This window comes from Cryobacterium soli (genome assembly GCF_003611035.1).
Taxonomy (GTDB): Bacteria; Actinomycetota; Actinomycetes; order Actinomycetales; family Microbacteriaceae; genus Cryobacterium; species Cryobacterium soli.
The window spans coordinates 4,018,848-4,038,378 of the sequence record NZ_CP030033.1 but is presented as its reverse complement, the minus strand read 5'-3'; the positions used below and the strand labels follow the sequence as shown (position 1 = coordinate 4,038,378).

General features: G+C 70.2%; 19 protein-coding genes. 13 read left to right on the top strand and 6 right to left on the bottom strand.

Going from position 1 to position 19,531, the window contains the following annotated elements; translation table 11 throughout:
- The first annotated feature begins 3 nt into the window (after window positions 1–3).
- Both DOE79_RS18760 and DOE79_RS20760 read left to right on the top strand, forming a co-directional pair.
- A complete protein-coding gene (locus DOE79_RS18760; protein ID WP_120339806.1) occupies window positions 4–1,383 on the top strand; it encodes an L-serine ammonia-lyase in 1,380 nt (459 codons plus the stop codon).
- Window positions 1,384–1,461: 78 nt separating this feature from the next.
- Entirely contained in the window at window positions 1,462–1,944 is a 483-nt protein-coding gene (locus tag DOE79_RS20760) for a LysM peptidoglycan-binding domain-containing protein (RefSeq protein ID WP_181445835.1), read from the top strand.
- A gap of 15 nt (window positions 1,945–1,959) precedes the next feature.
- Here the strand turns inward: DOE79_RS20760 and DOE79_RS18750 are convergent, their stop codons facing one another.
- Genes DOE79_RS18750 through DOE79_RS18740 form a run of 3 tightly spaced genes read right to left on the bottom strand, consistent with a single transcriptional unit; the run spans window position 1,960 to window position 6,171 of the window.
- The gene (locus DOE79_RS18750; protein WP_120339804.1) at window positions 1,960–3,129 is read right to left on the bottom strand and encodes a Gfo/Idh/MocA family protein; all 1,170 of its coding nucleotides are present in this window, start codon (window positions 3,127–3,129) and stop codon (window positions 1,960–1,962) included.
- A 23-nt stretch (window positions 3,130–3,152) separates the two neighbouring features.
- On the bottom strand, window positions 3,153–3,635 hold the full coding sequence (locus DOE79_RS18745; protein WP_120339803.1) for an Lrp/AsnC family transcriptional regulator: 483 nt from the start codon (window positions 3,633–3,635) through the stop codon (window positions 3,153–3,155).
- 22 nt (window positions 3,636–3,657) lie between these two features.
- Window positions 3,658–6,171 (bottom strand): DEAD/DEAH box helicase, encoded by a 2,514-nt coding sequence (locus DOE79_RS18740; RefSeq protein ID WP_120339802.1) that lies wholly within the window; start codon window positions 6,169–6,171, stop codon window positions 3,658–3,660.
- A gap of 159 nt (window positions 6,172–6,330) precedes the next feature.
- On the opposite strand from DOE79_RS18740, the gene DOE79_RS18735 reads away from it, so the two are divergent.
- The 10 genes from DOE79_RS18735 to DOE79_RS18690 all read left to right on the top strand — a co-directional run bounded on the left by DOE79_RS18735 (window position 6,331) and on the right by DOE79_RS18690 (window position 15,580).
- Window positions 6,331–7,986, top strand: a complete 1,656-nt coding sequence (locus DOE79_RS18735) for a molybdopterin-dependent oxidoreductase (protein WP_120339801.1) — start codon at window positions 6,331–6,333, stop codon at window positions 7,984–7,986.
- A 2-nt stretch (window positions 7,987–7,988) separates the two neighbouring features.
- Window positions 7,989–8,348 (top strand): TraR/DksA family transcriptional regulator, encoded by a 360-nt coding sequence (locus tag DOE79_RS18730; protein WP_120339800.1) that lies wholly within the window; start codon window positions 7,989–7,991, stop codon window positions 8,346–8,348.
- 134 nt (window positions 8,349–8,482) lie between these two features.
- Entirely contained in the window at window positions 8,483–10,000 is a 1,518-nt protein-coding gene (locus tag DOE79_RS21085) for an HNH endonuclease signature motif containing protein (protein ID WP_162942850.1), read from the top strand.
- A 44-nt stretch (window positions 10,001–10,044) separates the two neighbouring features.
- Window positions 10,045–10,470 carry a nuclear transport factor 2 family protein gene (locus tag DOE79_RS18720; RefSeq protein WP_120339798.1) on the top strand — a complete coding sequence of 142 codons (426 nt, stop codon included), beginning with the start codon at window positions 10,045–10,047 and terminating at the stop codon, window positions 10,468–10,470.
- A 39-nt stretch (window positions 10,471–10,509) separates the two neighbouring features.
- Window positions 10,510–11,103: a sulfite oxidase-like oxidoreductase gene (locus DOE79_RS18715; RefSeq protein WP_120339797.1), complete on the top strand. Its 594-nt coding sequence runs from the start codon at window positions 10,510–10,512 to the stop codon at window positions 11,101–11,103.
- Window positions 11,104–11,135: 32 nt separating this feature from the next.
- Window positions 11,136–11,846: a ferredoxin reductase gene (locus DOE79_RS18710; RefSeq protein WP_245977012.1), complete on the top strand. Its 711-nt coding sequence runs from the start codon at window positions 11,136–11,138 to the stop codon at window positions 11,844–11,846.
- The gene (locus DOE79_RS18705; RefSeq protein WP_120339796.1) at window positions 11,843–12,148 is read left to right on the top strand and encodes a DUF6510 family protein; all 306 of its coding nucleotides are present in this window, start codon (window positions 11,843–11,845) and stop codon (window positions 12,146–12,148) included. Before DOE79_RS18710 ends, DOE79_RS18705 begins: the two co-directional genes overlap by 4 nt.
- A gap of 90 nt (window positions 12,149–12,238) precedes the next feature.
- Complete coding sequence (locus DOE79_RS18700; RefSeq protein WP_120339795.1) at window positions 12,239–13,417, top strand: MarP family serine protease; 1,179 nt, start codon at window positions 12,239–12,241, stop codon at window positions 13,415–13,417.
- Window positions 13,418–13,460: 43 nt separating this feature from the next.
- Window positions 13,461–14,861 carry a pyridoxal phosphate-dependent decarboxylase family protein gene (locus DOE79_RS18695; protein WP_120339794.1) on the top strand — a complete coding sequence of 467 codons (1,401 nt, stop codon included), beginning with the start codon at window positions 13,461–13,463 and terminating at the stop codon, window positions 14,859–14,861.
- A gap of 29 nt (window positions 14,862–14,890) precedes the next feature.
- Window positions 14,891–15,580, top strand: coding sequence for an RNase H family protein (locus DOE79_RS18690; protein WP_120339793.1), 690 nt, complete (start codon window positions 14,891–14,893; stop codon window positions 15,578–15,580).
- Here the strand turns inward: DOE79_RS18690 and DOE79_RS18685 are convergent, their stop codons facing one another.
- Window positions 15,581–17,074: a sugar porter family MFS transporter gene (locus tag DOE79_RS18685; protein WP_120339792.1), complete on the bottom strand. Its 1,494-nt coding sequence runs from the start codon at window positions 17,072–17,074 to the stop codon at window positions 15,581–15,583.
- A gap of 101 nt (window positions 17,075–17,175) precedes the next feature.
- On the opposite strand from DOE79_RS18685, the gene DOE79_RS18680 reads away from it, so the two are divergent.
- Window positions 17,176–18,075, top strand: a complete 900-nt coding sequence (locus tag DOE79_RS18680) for a DUF429 domain-containing protein (RefSeq protein ID WP_120339791.1) — start codon at window positions 17,176–17,178, stop codon at window positions 18,073–18,075.
- On the opposite strand, the gene DOE79_RS18675 is transcribed toward DOE79_RS18680, so the two are convergent.
- Window positions 18,035–18,325, bottom strand: coding sequence for a hypothetical protein (locus tag DOE79_RS18675; RefSeq protein ID WP_120339790.1), 291 nt, complete (start codon window positions 18,323–18,325; stop codon window positions 18,035–18,037). The genes DOE79_RS18680 and DOE79_RS18675 overlap by 41 nt on opposite strands.
- A 19-nt stretch (window positions 18,326–18,344) precedes the next feature.
- A complete protein-coding gene (gene menC, locus DOE79_RS18670) occupies window positions 18,345–19,454 on the bottom strand; it encodes an o-succinylbenzoate synthase (protein ID WP_120339789.1) in 1,110 nt (369 codons plus the stop codon).
- Window positions 19,455–19,531: the final 77 nt, after the last annotated feature.

Genomic DNA, 19,531 nt, shown 5'->3' with positions numbered 1-19,531 from the left:
CGGGTGACTGCGTACGTATCGGCTCTCGACCTCTTCTCCATCGGAATCGGTCCATCCAGTTCCCACACCGTCGGCCCGATGCGGGCCGCCCGTGCTTTCGCCGAGAATCTGGCCGCGAGCGGGCGCATCGGCGACGTGGCACGCATCACGTGCTCGCTCTTCGGCTCGCTCGGGTCCACCGGCCTCGGCCACGGCACCCCGGATGCCGTGCTGGCCGGTCTCGCCGGCCTCCGCCCCGAGCTGTGCGACCCCGATGAGGTGCGGAACCTCTGGGCGCACCTCCCCGACGGTGCGACGTTGCTGCTGAACGGCAGCCATCCGGTACCCGTGCGGAAGAGCGATGTGGTGTTCGAACCGCGCACCCGGCTCCCCGGGCACCCGAACGCGATGACGCTCACGGCCTACGGCTCCGACGACTCGGCGACGGCCGTTCTCGAGGAGACCTACTACTCGATCGGCGGCGGCTTCATCCGCCGCGACGGCGACCCCGTTCGCCCGGGCGCCACCGTGGAGCAGCCGATGCCGTACACGTCGAGCGCAGCTCTGCTCGAGCTCTGCGACAGCCATGGAATCGGTATCTGCGATGTGGCCAGGGCCAATGAGGAGGCCGTGCACGGTGCTGACCGCCTCGATGCCGGGTTGGACGCCATCTGGGCAGCCATGCACGCCTGCGTCGAGGCCGGCCTGCACGTCGACGGCACCCTTCCCGGCGGACTCGGCGTCAAGCGCCGCGCCTCCGCCATACGTATGCAACTGGAAGAATATGACGGGCTGCCGCTGCGGGAACGGGACACCTCGACCGAGTGGCTGCACGCCTTCGCCCTCGCGGTGAACGAGGAGAACGCCTCGGGCGGCCGGGTCGTGACGGCGCCCACCAACGGCGCCGCGGGCATCATCCCCGCCGTCGCGCACTACTACCTCCGTTTTGTGCCAGGGGCCTCGACCGACGGGATCCGTCGGTTCCTGCTCACCGCCGTGGCCATCGGCTCGCTCGTCAAGGCGAACGCGTCGATCTCCGGCGCGGAGGGCGGCTGCCAGGCCGAGGTGGGCTCGGCCTGCGCGATGGCCGCCGGGGCGCTCTGCGCGGTGCTGGGCGGCACCCCGCGCCAGGTGGAGAACGCGGCGGAGATCGCCATGGAGCACCACCTCGGACTCACCTGCGATCCCGTCGGCGGGCTCGTGCAGGTGCCCTGCATCGAACGCAACGCCATCGCCGCTTCCACCGCGGTCTCGGCGGCCCGGCTGGCCCTGCACGGCGACGGCACCCACCTGGTGTCGCTGGACACCGTGATCGAGACCATGCGGCAGACCGGCTTGGACATGATGACCAAGTACAAGGAGACCAGCGAGGGCGGCCTCGCCGTCAACGTCATCGAGTGCTGAGCCCGCACCCGAAGTGGGCACCTTTCGCGGTCCCGTGAACGTATTCCCTGACCTAAGCTGTGTTCTCGGGGGTACACCATGACCGATTCGATGTTCACCGCACGACGTGCGTTCACTGTCGCCGTGTTCGCCGTGGCCGCGTTGGTCCTGAGCGGCTGCGCCACCGCGCCGGCTCCCGTGGTGACCCAGACGATCGTCATCACGCCGACGCCGACTCCCACTCCGACGCCCACCGCCACGCCGACGCCCACCACACCGCCCGTCGCGGAACCGGAACCTGACCCGCTGGTGCCCAACGCCGACGTGCCCGACGTGCCGCTGCCGGAGGGCCCCGCATACGACAACGGCGCCGTTCCCGGCGCCGAGGCCGCCCCGGTGCGGGACGACGCCGGCAACCTGGTGAGTTACACGGTCATCGAGGGCGACACGTTCTTCGACATCGCCCAGCGCTTCGACCTGCCGATGCAACAGCTCCTCCGGATGAACCCCTCGGTCTCTGGCCTCGGCGAGAACATCCGCCTGCGCCAGGTGATCAACCTGGACTGGACGACGACGGGCTGATGTGCCCCGCCGCGTTCAACGAGCCGCGTTGTGGATGCGTTCGATGAGCTCGATCGTGCGCACGGCGTCGCCCGGCTCGACCGGCAACGGTCCACCCCGGAGCAGAGCGTCCGCCAGTGCCGCGTAGAACGCGACGTACTGGCCCGGCAGCGCGGGTACGGCCTGGGTCGCGCCATCGGCTCCGAGCCGTCCCCAGGTGCTCTCTGGTTCGATCCCGAAGCCGGGGTCGCCGGGCAGGTTGCCGGCCTGGATGGCCGCCTCCTGGCCGTCGAGCCCCCATTTCACATACGCTGCAGCGGAACCGAGCACCCGGTAGCGCGGGCCTGCCTGAGCCGTGAAGGAGCTCATCCACAGGTGCGATCGCACCCCGGAGCCGTGATGCAACGACACGAAGGTGTCGTCGTCGGCGACGCCGTCGGGACGACGGATGTTCAGCTCGGCGGTGACGTCGTCGACCGGTCCGAACAGCTGAACCGCCTGGTCGATCAGGTGCGCTCCGAGGTCGAACAACACGCCGCCGCCGGCCGACGGGGTGGCGGCGGCCTTCCAGCTGCGGGGCGGGCCGGGCTTGAAGAACTCGAAGCGCGACTCGAACGTGTAGACGTCGCCGAGCGCCCCGGTGCCCAGCAGGGCGCGGAGGGTGAGGAAGTCGCCGTCCCAACGGCGGTTCTGGAACACGGTGAGTGGCAGGCCCAGGCTGTCGGCCCGGTTGACCAGGGCCCAGCCCTGTTCGGAGTCGACCGAGAACGGCTTGTCGATGACGACGGCGAGGCCGGCGTCGAGGGCGGCGTTCGCCAAGGCCACGTGGGTCTCCGGCGGGGTGCCGATGACCACAAGATCGAGGTCGGCGGCTTGGGCGAACAGTGCCTCACTGCTTGGCACGATGCGCACGCCCGGGTAGCTCTGGCTGGCGCGCTCGGCGCGCTCCGCATCACCGGTCACGATCGCGGCGAGGGTGAAGTCGGGGTTCGCCGCGAGGAACGGCGCATGGAAGACCCGGCCGGACAGGCCGTAGCCGATGACCGCCGCGCGGATCGGCCCGGTCAACGCCGCCCGGGTGACGGGGGCGGGCGCGGTGCCCGGCGTCGTGCCCTGCTGAGGCCCAGGTCCGGGTCGCGGTCCAGGCCTTGGGGCGGGCTTCGGCGGGTTGATCGGGGATTCCGGCTGGATGTCTGAAGAGGCCATGGCCCGAGGTTACGCCCTTCCGGCTAGAGCGGCGGCGACACGTGGTCGAAGATGATGCTTGTGCGGGTGGCCGCCACCACCGGATCGGCCGAGAGGTTGTCGACGACGAACCGGCGCAACCCGTCGGTGTCGCGCACGGCCACGTGCACGAGGAAATCCTCGTTGCCGCCGACGAAGAAGAACTGCACGACCTCGGGCAGTTCCCGGATGCGCGTGGCGAACGGGGTGATCTGCGACCTCGCCCCGGAGTGGATGTTGATGCTGATCAGCGCCTGCACGCCCAGGCCGAGCGCGGCAGGGTTGACATCCACCGTGAAGCGGCGGATCACCCCGCGGCTCACCAGCGACCGCACGCGTTCGAGGCAGGTGGACGCCGCGATGCCCACCGAGGCGGCCAGGGCGGCGTTCGACAGCCGGGCATTGGAGCGCAGCAGCCCGAGCAGGCCCAGGTCGACGGCGTCGAGGGTGTCGGTGGACACGGCCAGGCGCTTCTTCGGTGCATCCATACGGGTTCCTGTTCTCGCGGAGTCAGAGCCGGTTGATTCCGGTGACTTTCAGGGCCGGCACGCCCAGCTCGTCGGACTCGGCCAGGTCGATCTCTGCGCTGATTCCCCAGTCGTGGTCGCCGGCCGGGTCGTCGAAGATCTGCCGGGCGGTCCACACCGAGGCGCCCTCGTCGAGGATCAGGAGCCCGGCGCCGCGGGCGTTCGCGCCGGCCAGCAGCTCGTCGTGCTCGGCGTAGTAGCCGTCCATGGCGTCGGCCCAGGCATCCGCCCCGAAGCCGTGCTCGCGGTCGAGGTCGCCGAGCGCGTCGTAGTTCTCCAGCGCGGCCAGCTGCACCCGGCGGAAGAGCTCGTTGCGCACCAGGATGCGGAACGCCCGGGTGTTGGTGGTGAGCCGGTGCGGTGCGGGCGGCACGACGGCGTGCGCGGTGGACTCGTGCGCGGCCAGGTCGGGGTGGATGAGTTCCTCCCACTCGTCGAGCAGGCTGGAGTCCACCTGGCGCACCAGTTCGCCGAGCCACTCGATCAGGTCGAGCAGGTCTTCGGTCTTGGCTTCGTCGGGGATGGTCTGCCGGGCGGCCCTGTAGGCATCCGAGAGGTAGCGCAGCACCACGCCCTCGCTGCGGGCGAGTTTGTAGTACGCCACGAACTCGCCGAACGACATGGCCCGCTCGTACATGTCGCGCACCACGGTCTTGGGCCGCAGCGGAAAGTCCGCGATCCACGGCTGGGACTGCTTGTAGGTCTCGAACGCGTAGCTGAGCAGCTCGTCCAGCGGCTTGGGCCAGGTGATCTCCTCGAGCAGCTCCATGCGCTGGTCGTACTCGATGCCCTCGCTCTTCATCGCGTTCACGGCCTCGCCGCGGGCCGCGAACTGCTGGCCCATCAGCACCGGGCGGGGGTCGTCGAGAGTGGACTCGAGGATCGAGATCATGTCGAGGGCGTAGGTAGGAGCCTCGATATCGAGCAGGTCGAACGCGGCCAGCGCGAACGGCGACAGCGGCTGGTTGAGCGCGAAGTTGGCCTGCAGGTCCACGGTGAGACGGATGTCTATTCGGCCGGTGCTCTCGTCGACACGCTGCTCCACGATCCCGGCCGCGCGCAGGGTCTTGTAGATGCCCAGGGCTCGGCGGGCGTGGGCGAGCTGGCGCTTCCAGGGCTCGTGGTTGTCGAACACCAGCGAGTAGACATTCGCGAACGCGTCGCCGCCGCGGGCGATGACGTTGATGAGCATGGCACTGGTCATCTGCATGCTCGAGGTGAGGGTCTCCGGTTCGGCGTCGACGAGGCGCCGGAACGACGGTTCGCCCCAGGAGACGAAACCCTCCGGCGCGCGCTTGCGCACGATCTTGCGCTTCTTCTTGGGGTCGTCGCCGGCCTTCTCGATGGCCTTGAGGTTCTCGGTCTCGTGGTCTGGCGCCTGCACCATCACGGTGCCCGCGGTGTCGTAGCCGGCGCGGCCCGCGCGGCCGGCGATCTGGTGGAACTCCCGGGCGTTGAGCTGGCGCATCTTGACGCCGTCGTACTTGGTCAGGGCCGTGAACAGCACGGTGCGGATGGGCACGTTGATGCCCACGCCGAGGGTGTCGGTGCCGCAGATCACGCGCAGCAGGCCGCGCTGGGCGAGCTGCTCCACCAGCCGGCGGTATTTGGGCAGCATGCCGGCGTGGTGCACGCCGATGCCCATCCGGATCAGCCGGGACAGGGTCTTGCCGAAGCTGGTCGTGAAGCGGAACTCGCCGATGAGGTCGGCGATGGCCTCCTTCTGCTCCTTGGTGACCACCTTGACGCTGGAGAGCGCCTGCGCGCGCTCGAGGGCGGCGGCCTGCGCGAAGTGCACGATGTACACGGGAGCCTGGCCGGTCTTGATCAGGTCCTCCACGGTCTCGTGCACGGGCGTGGTCTCGTAGAAGTAGTGCAGCGGCACGGGCCGTTCGACTCCGGTGACGACGGCCGTGTCGCGGTTGGTGCGGCGGGACAGGTCGGCCGCGATGTCGGTGACGTCACCCAGGGTGGCCGACATGAGGATGAACTGCACGCGCGGCAGCAGCAACAGCGGCACCTGCCAGGCCCAGCCGCGGTCGGGGTCTGAATAGAAGTGGAACTCGTCCATGACGACCTGGTCGACCGGGGTGTCCTCGCCGTTGCGGAGGGCCAGGTTGGCGAGGATCTCGGCGGTGCAGCAGATGATCGGGGCGTCGGAGTTGACCGACGAGTCGCCCGTCATCATGCCCACGTTCTCGGCGCCGAAGATCTCCACCAGCGCGAAGAACTTCTCGCTCACCAGCGCCTTGATCGGGGCCGTGTAGAAGCTGCGTTTCCCGGCCGAGAGCGCCATGAAGTGCGCACCGACGGCCACGAGCGACTTCCCTGTGCCGGTGGGCGTGGAGAGGATCAGGTTGGCGCCTGAGACGATCTCGATGACCGCCTCCTCCTGCGCCGGATAGAGCCGCAGGCCCGCGTCCGCCGCCCAGAGTTCGAAGGCCTCGAAGAGCAGGTCCGGATCGGTGACGTGCGGAAGGGCGGTGAGGGTTGCCATGATCCCCAATACTCCCCTATCCGGAGGCGTGCTGGACTGCGCCTCTGCAGCGTCCGACCACCGGCACGGCGGGTATCGGCTGGATGGCCGGGCATTTTCGTAAGAGATTCGTAAGCGCGACCCCGCCCGGCTCACAGCCTGTGAATCTAAGCTGACCCCATGTCCGACCCGCACGTGCCCGCCCCTGTGCCGCCCTCCACCGGGGCGTCTGCGGTGCGCCCGGGAGCCCGGTGGTTGCCTGCCGTTGCCGGGCTCGCGGCCGTCATCGCCGGCTTCGGCCTGGCGGAGTTCGCCGCCGCGCTGCTCGCCCCCGGCGCCAGCCCGGTGATCGTGGTGGGCTCGCTTCTCATCGACCTCGCACCGGCTTGGCTCAAAGAGCTGGTCATCAGCCTGTTCGGCACGGCGGACAAGGTTGTCCTGATCGTCTGCATCGCCGTGGTCGCGGCGGTGCTGGCCGCTTTCGCCGGGCTGCTCGAATACCGCCGGCCACCGCTGGGCCGGTTCCTGGTGATCGCCGTGGGCCTGGTGGCACTGGCCGCCGCCCTCACCCGTGCCGGAGCCGCACCGCTCGATGCCGTGCCGCCGGTGGTGGCCGCGGGTGTCGCCGCCACGCTGCTGACCATGCTCACCACCCGTCTGCACGCGAGCGAGGCGCCCGCCGCTGCCGCGGCGGCGGCGGCGGCGGCGGCAGCGGCAGTAACCGGCCGCCCCGCATCCGTCACCCCGGCGGCGGCGTCGCGTGCGGCGATGGACCGGCGGCGGTTTCTGGCCTACACCGGTGCGGGTGCCGGGATCGGCGTGATCTCGGCGATCGCCGGGCAGCTGATGACCGCGGGCACCCGGGCCGCGGATGCCGCGCGGGCGCTGTTCACCCTGCCGGCGGCGGCCGTGCCCGGCACTCCCGTTCCGGCCGGGGCGTCGTTCGACATCGACGGCCTGTCGCCGATCATCACCCCCAACGCCGACTTCTACCGCATCGACACCGCCCTGGCCGTGCCGCGCATCGACCCGTCCACCTGGACGCTGAAGATCAGCGGCCTGGTGGAGAACGAGGTGCAGATCGACTTCGCCCAGCTGCTGGCCCTGCCGCTGGAGGAGAGCACGACCACGCTCACCTGCGTGTCGAACTACGTGGGCGGCGACCTGATCGGCAACGCGGTCTGGCTCGGCTACCCGATCCGTGAGCTGCTCGCACGGGCCGTGCCGCTCGCCGAGGCCGACATGGTGCTCTCCCGCAGCCAGGACGGCTGGACGGCGAGCACCCCGATCGAGGCCCTCACCGACGACCGCAACGCCATCCTCGCGGTGGGCATGAACGGCGACCCGCTTCCGCTCGAGCACGGCTACCCGGTGCGGATGGTCGTGCCCGGTCTCTACGGGTACGTGTCGGCCACCAAGTGGGTCACCGAGCTCGTGGTCACCCGATTCGACACGGAGACGGCGTACTGGACCGGCCGCGGCTGGTCGGAGAAGGGTCCGGTGAAGCTGTCCTCCCGCGTCGACGTGCCCCGGGACAACGCGACGGTCTCCGCGGGCGCTGTCACGGTCGCCGGGGTGGCGTGGAGCCAGCACGTGGGCATCTCGGCCGTGGACGTGCAGGTCGACGACGGCGACTGGAACGCGGCCACGCTGGCCGACGCGATCTCGGTGGACACCTGGCGCCAGTGGCGCTGGGACTGGCCGGCCACCGCGGGTTCGCACACCCTGCGGGTGCGCGCCACCGACGCCAACGGCGAGGTGCAGACCAGCAAGACCGCCGATGTGGTGCCGGACGGCGCCACCGGCCTGCACCAGATCAGCGTCTCGGTGTCCTGACGATGAACGCCCCCGATAGGGTCCACTTCGCCGGGCTGCTGCGGCAGCGCCGAGCCGAGCTGGAGGAGGAGCTGGCCCGGCAAGGCGCGAGCCTGGCCGATGTGCGCGCCGCACGCAGCGGGGCGGATGCCGACGACGAGCACGATCCGGAGGGTCCGACCCTCTCGGACGAGTGGTCGTTGCGGGCGGGGGTGCATGCCGAACTGACCGTTGCCCTGGCCGCCATCGACGCAGCCCTCGCCCGCATCGACGACGGCAGCTACGGTCTGTGCCTGCGCCGGGGCGAACCCATCGGCCGCGAACGGCTGGAGGCCCGCCCGGCCGCCGAGCTCTGCATCGACTGCGCCCGGGAACAGGGCTGACGCCTCGTGGGCGTCGGCCACGGGAGACCCGCGATCCAGCACCACCGCTCCTCCACAGGCGACGAAGTTTTCGGGTTCTCCACCGCTGATTCATTGGGATGCACGGTGTCGGTGGCCGGTGCTTCACTGTCCCTATGGCCACCTCGAATGCCACACCAGACAGCACCCCGGAACCCTCCCCCCACGGGTACTCCGACGACTACGTCGACCCTGTCGCCGAAGCCATCAGCGCGGTCATCGACCCGCTGATCGCCAACGCGAAGGTCATCGCCGCCGCGTACGCCGAGCGCACCCGTTTGCTGGCCGAGCTGGACCGGCTCGGTCACGACCGGTGGATCATCGCCGGCCTCGCCGGTGACCCGATCGAGTCCGGCCGCAACGACCCCGACACCCAGAAACACGGCCCGGCCTGGGACGACGAGGAACTCGCCCGTCGGGCGATGGCGGCCGAGGTCGGCTGCGCGCTGCGGATGAACTTCCAAACCGCGGCGATGATGATCTGTGACGCCGCCCGCTTCACAGAGCAACTCCCCCTGTTCCACCGGGCTCTGGCCGAGGGCCGGATCGGCTGGGGTCACGTCATGAAGATGATGGAGGTCACGGCATCGCTTCCGGTGGACCTGCCCGAGCATGTGCTGCCGCGACTGGAAGAGATGACGCTGACCGCGGCCGAGAAGCTCAATCCCGGCAAGTTCGCCAAGGTCGCCCGGGAACTCCTGGAATCCCTCCACCCCATCCCCTTGCAGGACCGTGTCAACGCGGGTATGCGCGAGCGCCGGGTCGTGCTTCGACCAGACATCAACGGAATGTCCTGGCTCAACGCCTATCTGAAGGCCGACGAAGCCCAGGCGATCTACGAACGCCTCACCCAGATCGCGAAAACCCTCAACGACGACGCAGAAGCCGACGTCACGACCAGCGAGACCACCGGCGCCGCGCCCGGCGCTGCGTTCACCGCGCCGCGGCCCGACGCGATCGTCTGCCGCTCCCGCGACCAGCGCCGCGCCGACACCTACCGCGACCTGCTGCTGGACGGCATCGGCCCCGGCGGAAAACTCGGCCGCGGCATCCGCGGCACCGTGCACATCACCGTCCCGGTGCTCACCCTCCTCGGGCACAGCGACCAACCGGCGATCCTCGACGGCTACGGACCCATCGACCTCGAGACCGCCCGGAAGCTCACCGGTACGGCGACGAGTTTCACCCGCATCCTCACCCACCCGCACACCGGGACCATCCTCTCCGTCGACCGGGAGTCGCACAACCCGCCGGCGGATCTCCGCCGGTACGTGCAGATCCGCGACAACACCTGCCAAACCCCCGGCTGCAACCGGCAAGCCGTCTACAGCGAGATCGACCACACCCAAGCCTGGAACACCGGCGGCCCCACCAACGCCGACAACCTCGTCAGCCTCTGCCGACCTGACCACCGCCTCAAACACCAAAGCATCTTCAGCACCCGACAAGCCCCCGACGGCACCCTCACCTGGACCACCCCCGGCGGCAAGACCTACACAAACCCCCGCGCCCACGACCTCGTCCGCGCCGCGTTGAACCCGTCCGCGACTAAACCGTCTCCGCCCGGGCAACCGGCCGCGGGCGACAGGGGTGAGACCGCGAAGCCTGAAACCGGCCAACCCCCGCCCTTCTGATCTCAGCGCTGGCCTAAACCAGCCGAAGCGACTAAGACAGTGTCATGACCGATCTGCCCACCACCCGCCTCGCCGAGTGGATGAGCGCCTACGTCGCGGCCTGGGCCTCCAACGAACCCGATGAGATCCGGGCGCTCTTCTCCGACGACGCCCGGTATCGCACCGAACCCTACGCGGAGCCCTGGGTCGGTCCGGAGAAGATCATCGACGGCTGGCTGCACCTGGCCGATGGACCCGGCACCTTCGACTTCGACTGGGAGGCCGTGGCCGTCACGCCCGAGGTGAGCGTGATCCAGGGCACCACTCGCTACGCCACCGGCCCGGTCTACAGCAATCTCTGGGTGATCCGCTTCGCACCGGACGGCCGCGCGAGCGAATTCACCGAGTGGTGGATGGACCAGGCCTACGAAGCCGAAGCCGATGACACCTCGACCGGCCCTGCCGTAGACCACACGCCGCCCGTCCAATAGGCTGCCGACATCCACTTCCACGGCCCGAAAGGACTCCCCATGGGAATCGTCTCCCCCGGCTTCTTCGGTCGCCGCCGCCGCGACGATCCGGCGCTGCCGCCCGGCCAGTACCTCACCGAAAGCTTCCCGGTGCTCTCCGCCGGCCCCACTCCGCGCATCGCACCGTCCGAGTGGGAGTTCACCATCACGACCGAGACAGGCCAGGTGCACCGGTGGAACTGGGAGGAGTTCCTCGCCCTCAAACAGGATGACGTGACCCGCGACATCCACTGCGTGACGAGTTGGTCGAAGCTGGGCACCAGCTGGCGGGGCGTCTCGATAGACACGCTCTTCGAATCGGTGGAATCCGAAGCCGAGTTCACCATGGCGTATTCCTACGGCGGGTACACCACCAACGTTCCCCTCGATGATCTGCTGGGCGGCAAGGCCTGGATCGCCCACCAGTTCGACGGCGAGGCCCTTGAGCCCGCCCACGGCGGCCCCGCCCGCCTGTTGGTGCCGCACCTGTACTTCTGGAAGAGCGCCAAGTGGGTGCGCGGGCTGGAGCTGCTGCGCCAGGACGAGCCCGGTTTCTGGGAGAGCAACGGGTATCACATGTACGGCGACCCCTGGCAAGAACAGCGCTACTGGTGAGAACCGGTTGGAATGTCGCGGAGGTGATCGAGGTGAGGCAGGAGACCGGCACGGCGCGCACGCTGCGGCTGCGGCTGCCCGGCCTCACCGGCCACCGGCCCGGCCAGCACGTGGACGTGCGCCTCACCGCCCCGGATGGCTACACCGCAGTGCGCTCCTACTCGGTGGCGTCCGCGTTGCCGGGCGACGAGCTCGAGCTCACCGTGGAGGAACTCGCTGACGGCGAGGTCTCGCCATACCTCGTGCACCAGGTGGCCGCCGGCGACCAGCTCGAGGTGCGCGGCCCCGTGGGCGGCTGGTTCGTCTGGAACCCCGCCGATCCCGCCCCGGTGCAGCTCATCGCCGGCGGCTCAGGGGTGGTGCCGCTGATGGCCATGATCCGGTCGCACGGCGTCGGCGGGTCAGCAGACGGGTACGCCGCACCGTTCCGTCTGCTCTACTCGGTGCGGAGCCCCGCCTCGGCCTACTACGGCACCGAACTCGACGACCTCGCCCGGTCGCCGCTGCTCACCGTGACGTACGTCTACACCCGCGAGGCTCCCGCCGGCAGCGGCACGACGCCCCGCCGGCTGGATGCGCCGACCCTGCTCGACGCGATCCTGCCGGTCTCGGACAACCCGGCGTTCTTCATCTGCGGAGCCACCGCCTTCGTCGAGACCGTGGCCGACTGGCTCGTGCAGGCCGGCTACCCGGCCGACCGGATCAAGACCGAACGCTACGGCGGCACCGGGGGCACGCCGTGACCGGCGACGAGGTCGTCGGCGCGAACCCGGACGACGCGCAGCTCGACGGGCATCTCGACGGCAACGCCGCCGCCGGCGCCCTGAGCGAGGTCTTCGTCGGCGACATCACCACGGCCGTCGGGCGGTGCGCGCATTGCGGCCGCACCGGGGCGATGGCCATGGCCCGGTGTTACCCGGGCTCGCACGGTCTGCTGTTGCGCTGTCCGGGGTGCACCGAGATCCTGCTCCGGCTGGTGGAGTCCGACGGCCAGGTGCGGCTCGATCTCCGCGGCGTGAGCTTCCTCACGCTCGAGCGCCCCTAGCGGCGAACGCGCAGATTCTGCGCTTAGGCTCGAGACACAATCCTCGCACCCGGCAGCTCGCCCGCGAGACCCGACAACAGTGGAGCGTGCATGCAGGGTTCGGCCATCCTCGACGTGATCCTGGTGATCCTGCTCGTCTCCAGCCTGGTGGCCGGGTACCGCAGCGGACTCATCGGCAGCATCAGCGGCATCCTGGGCCTGGTGGCCGGGGCCGTGGCCGCCTACTTCGTGGTGCCCCTCGTGCCCACGTGGGTGACCGCCGCCGAGTGGCGCACACCGGCGTCCATCGCCGCCGCGCTGATCCTCGTCATCGTCGGTCTCACGGTCGGCGAGTCCATCGGACTGGCCCTGCGCCGCCGAACACCCCGCAAGCTGCGCGGCGTCGACAGGCTCTTCGGCGCCGTCATCGGCGTCGCCGCGGCCGCCGCGGTGATGTCGATGGTCGCGTTCAGCGTGGGCGCCCTCGGCATCCCGGTGCTCACCTCCGCCATCGCCTCCTCCGGCGTGGTGCGCACCATCGACTCGGTCACACCGGATCCCGTCAAGAGCTTCCTCGCGCAACTGCGTTCCACCGTCGTCGACGACGGTCTGCCCCGCATCACGGATGCGTTCGGCGGGCAGAGCCCCACCCTGCCGGACGCCCAGCTGGACAACGCCGCCCTCGACACGGCGGCCCAGTCGGTGCTGCGCATCACGGGCAACGCGGTGGCCTGCGGTCAGAGCCAGTCCGGCTCCGGGTTCGTCGTCGCGCCCGAGCGCGTGCTCACCAATGCTCACGTCGTCGCCGGTGTCACCGACGCCGTCGTCGAGGTACCGGGATCGGGTGCGCTCACCGGTGAGATCGTCTACTTCGACCCGGTGGACGACCTCGCACTCATCAATGTGCCGGGACTCACCGCCGCTCCGCTGACCCTGCAGGGCAACCTCCCGGTGGACGCCGAGGCCGTCAGCCTCGGCTACCCGTTCGGCGGACCGTTCGACTCCGACCCGGCCCGGGTGATGTCGGTGGCCTCGGTGCTCGTCGCCGACATCTACGGCCAGTCCCCCACCGAACGCTCCGTGTACACCCTCGCCGCCGATGTCCAGCAGGGCGAATCGGGCGGGCCGCTGCTCAGCGTCAACGGCCAGGTGGCCGGCGTGATCTTCGCCAAGGCCGCCACCACCGCCAACGTGGGCTACGCCCTGGCGATGGACGAGGTGACCCCGGTGGTCGACCAGGCCGCGAGCCTGTCCGCCGCGGTGAGCTCCGGCGCCTGCATCCAGGGCTGAATCGGTCGGGCGCGCAGCGCGCAGGCGGGGGTATGGTGACCGCATGACATTCCGGCCGGACGAGTACCGGGCGCCCCTCGAGCAGGCGGTCCGTTCGGCACAGGAGTGGCTGGACTCGCTGCCGACCCGGCCCGTGAAACCCGCACAGCCCGTCGAGAAACTGGCGGCCGCCTTCGACCGGCCCCTGCCCGACGGGCCCGCCGATCCTGCAGCGGTGGTCTCCGAACTGGCCACGCTGGCCGAACCCGGCCTCATGGCCATCGGCTCCGGACGCTTCTTCGGCTGGGTGATGGGCGGCACGCTGCCGGCCGCACTGTCCGCCGACTGGCTGGTGAGCGCATGGGACCAGAACGGCGGGCTGCGCTACGCGACACCGGCCACGGCTGCCATCGAGGAACGGGCGGGCGCCTGGATCCTCGACCTGCTGCACCTGCCGGCCTCGGGCGCGGTGGGTTTCACCACCGGCGGCACGATGGCCAATTTTGTCGGACTCGCCGCCGGACGGGGCTCTGTGCTGCACGCGGCCGGGTGGGACCTCAACCGGGACGGCCTCACGGGAGCGCCCCGGGTGTCGGTGCTCGCGGGCGCCGAGGTGCACATCTCGGTGCTCCTCGCCCTGCGCTACCTGGGCCTGGGCGAACCGACCCTCGTCTCCGCTGACGCGCAGGGGCGCATCCGTCCCGACGCCCTGGCGGAGGCGCTGTCGGCGGTTACCGGGCCCTGCCTGGTCGTGCTGCAGGCCGGCAACCTGCACTCGGGCGCCTTCGACCCGATGCGCGAGTGCATCCGCCTGGCCCACGACGCTGGAGCCTGGGTGCACGTCGACGGCGCCTTCGGGCTGTGGGCGGCAGCGAGCCCCCGCTGGACGGCGGCGCTCGACGGTCTGGACACCGCCGATTCCTGGGCGACGGATGCGCACAAAACCCTCAACGTTCCCTACGACTGCGGCATCGCCGTGGTGGCAGACCCGGACGCCCTGCGGGCGGCGTTCGGGGCAGAGACCAGCTACTTCGTGACGGATGACGCCGGCGCCGCCGACCCCATGGAGCTGGTGCCCGAACTGTCCAGGCGCGCACGCGGTGTTCCGGTCTGGGCGGCCCTGCGGTCGCTGGGCCGCAGCGGCACCGTGGCGCTCGTCGAGGGCCTCGCCGACAACGCCAGGGCACTCGCCGACGCTCTGGCCGCGCTGCCCGGCGTCGAGGTGCTCAACGACGTGGTGTTCACCCAGGTGTCGGTCGCGTTCGGCACCGACGACCGCACCCGCCGGGTGACGCAGACCCTCATCGAGGACGGCACCGTGTGGATGAGCGGATCGGCCTGGTCCGGTCGGGCGGTGCTGCGCATCTCGGTGAGCAATTGGACGACGGATGCCGCCGACGTGGCCGTCTCCGTCGACGCCGTTGCCCGCGCGCTGGCCCAGGTGACGGCCGCCGAGCGGGAGTGAGAGCAGCCGCGGCCTGACAGACTGGATCCATGACTATCACCGCCGCCGCAGACGGATCCGCCCTCGGAAACCCCGGACCGGCCGGGTGGGCCTGGTACATCGACGACAACAACTGGGCTGCCGGCGGTTGGAAGCACGCCACGAACAACCAGGGCGAGCTCAAGGCCGTCCTCGAACTGTTCCGCGCCACCGCACACGTCGACGACGACCTGCTCGTGCTCTGCGACAGCCAGTACGTGATCAACTCGGTGACCAAGTGGATGCGCGGCTGGAAGGCCAAGGGCTGGCGCAAGGCCGACGGCAAGGCCGTGATGAACCTCGAGCTGCTGCAGGAGATCGACGAGGCCCTCGTGGGCCGCCGGTACCGGTTCGAATGGGTCAAGGGCCACGCCAACCACCCGCTCAACGAGGCCGCGGACTCCCGCGCCCGGGCGGTGTCGGAGGCGTACCAGCGGGGCTCCGCGATCCCCACCGGGCCCGGCTTCGTGGCCGGCGGGCCGGCACCGAAGGCCGCCCCGGTCACGGCCGCGCCGACGAAGGCCGCGCCCGTGACGAGCACCGCGCCCCGCGCATCCGCCGATCTGGGCCTGTTCGACCTGGAGGTCGACCGGCCGCACTCGGTGCAGGTGGCGCTGAGCGCCGAGGAGCTCGCCCGACTCACGCGCCGGGCGAGCACCCGCGGCGTCAGCCCCGAGGAACTGCTCCGCGACCTGATCTGACTAGCGCCGCAGCTTCGCCTTCTTCTTGGCCGCGTTCTTGTGCGGCAGCAGGGTGTTGGCCTCGTCGAGCGACATGCCGTTGGTCTCGGGAACCTTGGTGAGCACGAAGAGGAACGACAGACCGGCAAAGAGTGCGTACATGCCGTAGGTGAGCGGCAGGGACAGCGCCGCCATGGGCGGGAACGTGACCGTGATCAGGAAGTTCGCGATCCACTGTGCGGCAGCGGCCAGGCCGAGCGCCTTGGCACGGATGGTGTTGGGGAAGATCTCGCCCAGCAGCACCCAGACGACGGGGCCCCAGGAGGCGCCGAAGGAGATCACGAACACGTTCGCGGCGACGAGGGCGATCGGGCCCCAGGCGCCGGGCAGGGCGAGTTCGCCGTCTGTCATGACCGACTGGCTGAACGCGATGGCCATGGTGGCCAGTGACACGGTCATGCCGATGGAGCCGGTGAGCAGGATGGGCCGGCGGCCGATCCGGTCGACCAGGGCGATGGCCACCAGGGTGACCAGGATGTTCGTGACCGAGGTGGCCACCGAGATGGCCAGCGAGCTGGACTCCTCGAAGCCCACGGCACTCCACAGGGTGGTGGAGTAGTAGAAGATCACGTTGATGCCCACGAACTGCTGGAACACCGACAGGGTGATGCCGATCCAGACGATGGGCTTGAGGCCGAAGACCGGTCCGCGCAGCGTGCCGGTGCGCTTGGCCTTAAGGTCCTCGTCGATCGACTTCTTCATGTCGCGGATCTCCCGGTCCACGTCGCCGTTCGGCCACACCTTGGCGAGCACCTCGCGAGCCTTCGGCTCCTTGTCGTGCAGCACCAGGTAACGCGGCGACTCCGGCAGCAGGAGCGCGATCACGCCGTAGATGAGCGCCGGGATGGCGCTGACCAGGAACATCCAGCGCCACGCCTCCAGACCCCACCAGAACATCTCGCTCGCCCCGCCGGCCGTCGTGGCGAACACGGCGTCGGAGAGCAGGGCGGCGAAGATGCCGATGGTGATCGCCAGCTGCTGCAGCGAGCCGAGGCGGCCGCGCATCTGCCGGGGCGAGATCTCGGCGATGTAGGCCGGGGCGACCACAGAGGCCAGCCCGATGCCGACACCGCCGAGCACCCGCCAGACGATGAGGTCGACGACGCCGAAGGCGAGCCCGGAGCCCACCGAGCTGGCGAAGAATACGATCGCGCCCACGAGCATCACGGGGATGCGCCCGAACCTGTCGGCCAGGCGTCCGCCGAGGAAGGCGCCGGTCGCGGCGCCGAGCAGGGCGCTGGCCACGGCGAAACCGGTGATGGCCTCGGTGAGGCCGAACTGGCCCTTGATGGCTTCGACCGCGCCGTTGATCACGGAGGAATCGAATCCGAAGAGGAAGCCGCCGAACGCGCCGGCGATGGCCAGCGCGATGACCTTCCGGTTCGTGCCGGGGGCAACCCCGGACTGATTACCTGTTGACGGCCCGTTTCCAGACGGTTTCGTCGTCTTGCTCATTGCCAATTCTCCCGTGTTCGCTGGTGATGCTGTCCTGTGGGCAACCTGAAGAGCCTACGCCTGCTCTTCCCGTGGTCATCGCCGCATGCTATCTATGAGCCATGACGCGATTCCTCGGGGTGGATCTGGCTTGGGCGGAAGGCACGGCGACGAAACCGGCGAACGAGAGCGGGCTGGCCTGCATCGACGAGACGGGCCGGGTGCTCGACGCGGGGTGGGCGCGCGGTATCGACGAGGTCGTTCACTGGGTGCAGTCCGTGGCCGAACCCGGGTCGGTGCTGGCGGTGGACGCACCGTTGGTGGTGAACAACCCGACCGGCATGCGGGACTGCGAGAGGGAGACCGGCTCCCGGTACGGCCGCTGGAAGGTGTCGGCCAACGCCTCGAACCAGGCGCTGCCGCGACTGGGCGGCGTCACCCTGCGCGGCCGGCTCGAAAAGCTCGGCTGGACCTACACCGACGGGCTCGACCCGGTCGCCGCGCACACGTCGAGTTTTTTCGAGTGCTATCCGTACACGACCCTGGTGGGCGCCGCGGAGTTCGGCTACGACGCCGTGCGGCCGCGGTACAAGCGGATGGGGTCGTCCTTGCCGATCGTCGAACGCCGAGCTGCCAGGGCCGTCGTGTGCGACGACCTCATCGAACGGATGTGGCGGCTCGGCACCGCCACTCCCCCGCTGGACCTGAGCACGCACGAGGCCGCCGACCGGTTGGTGACCGAGCCGACGCCGCTGACGGACGCGGCGTACAAGCACCGCGAGGATCTCATCGACGCCCTGCTGAGCGCGTGGACGGCCTCGCTCTGGCACCGGCACGGTGTGGCGCGCAGCCAGGTGCTCGGCGCGGCCGACCCGCTCGTGGTCGACGGCCGCCGGGGCACCATCATCGCGCCGGCCCGCCCGGAACAGCGCCGCGGCGAGGACCGGGAGCGGGCGAGCGCGCTGGCCGCCACCGCAGGTGTCAGCGCACCGGCAGCCAGCGCCCCTTCACCCGTTCGGTGACCAGCCAGGTCGCCGGGACGGCCACCTGCCGGGTCGTCGCCACGACGTGCTCCCCGATGGCCAACGCCAGGTCGCCGTCGTCGGCGGTGAACCGCACGGTGACGCGGGCCGATCCGGCCACCACGGCCAAATCGGAGGCCTCCACTGTCGTGAGTTCCGCGGCGGCCGCGGCAGCCGCGGGCAGCACGGCATCCGGCCGCACCCCCGGCTGCAGGGCCCCGATGGTCATGGTCACGCGATACGACGGCATCAGCCCAGCGTAGGGCCGTTCAGAAGCGGATGTCCTGCCGCGACCGGGTCACCGCCGCCAGAACGTCGGGCAACACCTCGACCCCGGTGCCCGGCCCGGTCGGCACCCGCAGGTGGCCGTCCTCGAGCACGAACGGGGCCGTGAGGTCCTGGGCGTAGTACCGGTCGGACGCCGAGGTGTCGCCCGGCAGCGCGAAGTTCGGCAGGCCCGCCAGCGCCACATTCGCGGCGCGGCCGATGCCCGTCTCGAGCATCCCGCCGCACCAGACCGGCACGCCGTGCGCGGCCGCGACGTCGTGGATGCGCCGGGCCTCGAGGTAGCCGCCCACCCGCGACGGCTTGACGTTGATGATGCTGCAGGCGCCGAGGCTGATGGCCGCCGCTGCATCCGCCGCCGACTCGATCGATTCGTCCAGGCAGACCGGGGTCTGGATGATCCGGGCCAGGGCAGCGTGGCCGAGCAGGTCGCGTTCGCTCAGGGGCTGCTCGATCAGGAGCAGGTCGAACGGGTCGAGCCTGGCGAGGTGCCGGGCATCCGCGAGGGTGTACGCGGTGTTGGCGTCCACCTGCAGCATCAGCTCGGGGCCGAACCTCTCGCGCACGGCGCGCACGGGGGCGAGGTCCCAACCCGGTTCGATCTTGAGCTTGATGCGCAGGTAGCCCTGCGCGAGGTAGCCGGTCACTGCCTCCAGCAGCTCGTCGAGCGAGTCCATGATGCCCACCGAGACGCCGGCAGGCACCCTGTCGTGCACGGCGCCGAGGTAGCCGCCGAATGACTGCCCGGCCGTGCGCAGTTGCGCATCCAGGATCGCCGCCTCGAGCACGGCCTTGGACATCTGGTGGCCCTTCACCGGGGCGAGGGTGCGGCCGACGAACTCGGCCGTGAGAGCGTCGCCCGCGGCCTGCAGCCGGGGTATCAGGTGGTCGCGAATGACCACGTCGCTCGCGTCGATGAACTCGGAGCTGTAGAGCGGCCGCACCTCGGCTGCGCACTCGGCCCAGCCCTCCGCATCGGCCGTCGACACGTGCACCAGGGTGATCTCGCGTTCGGTGATGGTGCCGAACGAGGTGCGGAACGGCCGCACCAGCGGCAGACTCACGCGGCGCAGCTCGATGTTCTCGATTCTCATGAGCGGAGTCTAGCCAGACCGAATTTGGGGGCGCATCCCCAGCCATCCGCCCGGATGCGTCGATTAGGGTTCGGAGA

Coding starts and splice junctions, on each gene's coding strand:
- DOE79_RS18745 (WP_120339803.1), bottom strand. CDS start 3,635: ATGGATGCACCGAAGAAGCGCCTGGCCGTGTCCACCGACACCCTCGAC.
- DOE79_RS18740 (WP_120339802.1), bottom strand. CDS start 6,171: ATGGCAACCCTCACCGCCCTTCCGCACGTCACCGATCCGGACCTGCTC.
- DOE79_RS18685 (WP_120339792.1), bottom strand. CDS start 17,074: ATGAGCAAGACGACGAAACCGTCTGGAAACGGGCCGTCAACAGGTAAT.
- DOE79_RS18695 (WP_120339794.1), top strand. CDS start 13,461: ATGACATTCCGGCCGGACGAGTACCGGGCGCCCCTCGAGCAGGCGGTC.
- DOE79_RS20760 (WP_181445835.1), top strand. CDS start 1,462: ATGACCGATTCGATGTTCACCGCACGACGTGCGTTCACTGTCGCCGTG.
- DOE79_RS18720 (WP_120339798.1), top strand. CDS start 10,045: ATGACCGATCTGCCCACCACCCGCCTCGCCGAGTGGATGAGCGCCTAC.
- DOE79_RS21085 (WP_162942850.1), top strand. CDS start 8,483: ATGGCCACCTCGAATGCCACACCAGACAGCACCCCGGAACCCTCCCCC.
- DOE79_RS18715 (WP_120339797.1), top strand. CDS start 10,510: ATGGGAATCGTCTCCCCCGGCTTCTTCGGTCGCCGCCGCCGCGACGAT.
- DOE79_RS18690 (WP_120339793.1), top strand. CDS start 14,891: ATGACTATCACCGCCGCCGCAGACGGATCCGCCCTCGGAAACCCCGGA.
- DOE79_RS18680 (WP_120339791.1), top strand. CDS start 17,176: ATGACGCGATTCCTCGGGGTGGATCTGGCTTGGGCGGAAGGCACGGCG.
- DOE79_RS18735 (WP_120339801.1), top strand. CDS start 6,331: ATGTCCGACCCGCACGTGCCCGCCCCTGTGCCGCCCTCCACCGGGGCG.
- menC (WP_120339789.1), bottom strand. CDS start 19,454: ATGAGAATCGAGAACATCGAGCTGCGCCGCGTGAGTCTGCCGCTGGTG.
- DOE79_RS18730 (WP_120339800.1), top strand. CDS start 7,989: ATGAACGCCCCCGATAGGGTCCACTTCGCCGGGCTGCTGCGGCAGCGC.
- DOE79_RS18700 (WP_120339795.1), top strand. CDS start 12,239: ATGCAGGGTTCGGCCATCCTCGACGTGATCCTGGTGATCCTGCTCGTC.
- DOE79_RS18750 (WP_120339804.1), bottom strand. CDS start 3,129: ATGGCCTCTTCAGACATCCAGCCGGAATCCCCGATCAACCCGCCGAAG.
- DOE79_RS18675 (WP_120339790.1), bottom strand. CDS start 18,325: ATGCCGTCGTATCGCGTGACCATGACCATCGGGGCCCTGCAGCCGGGG.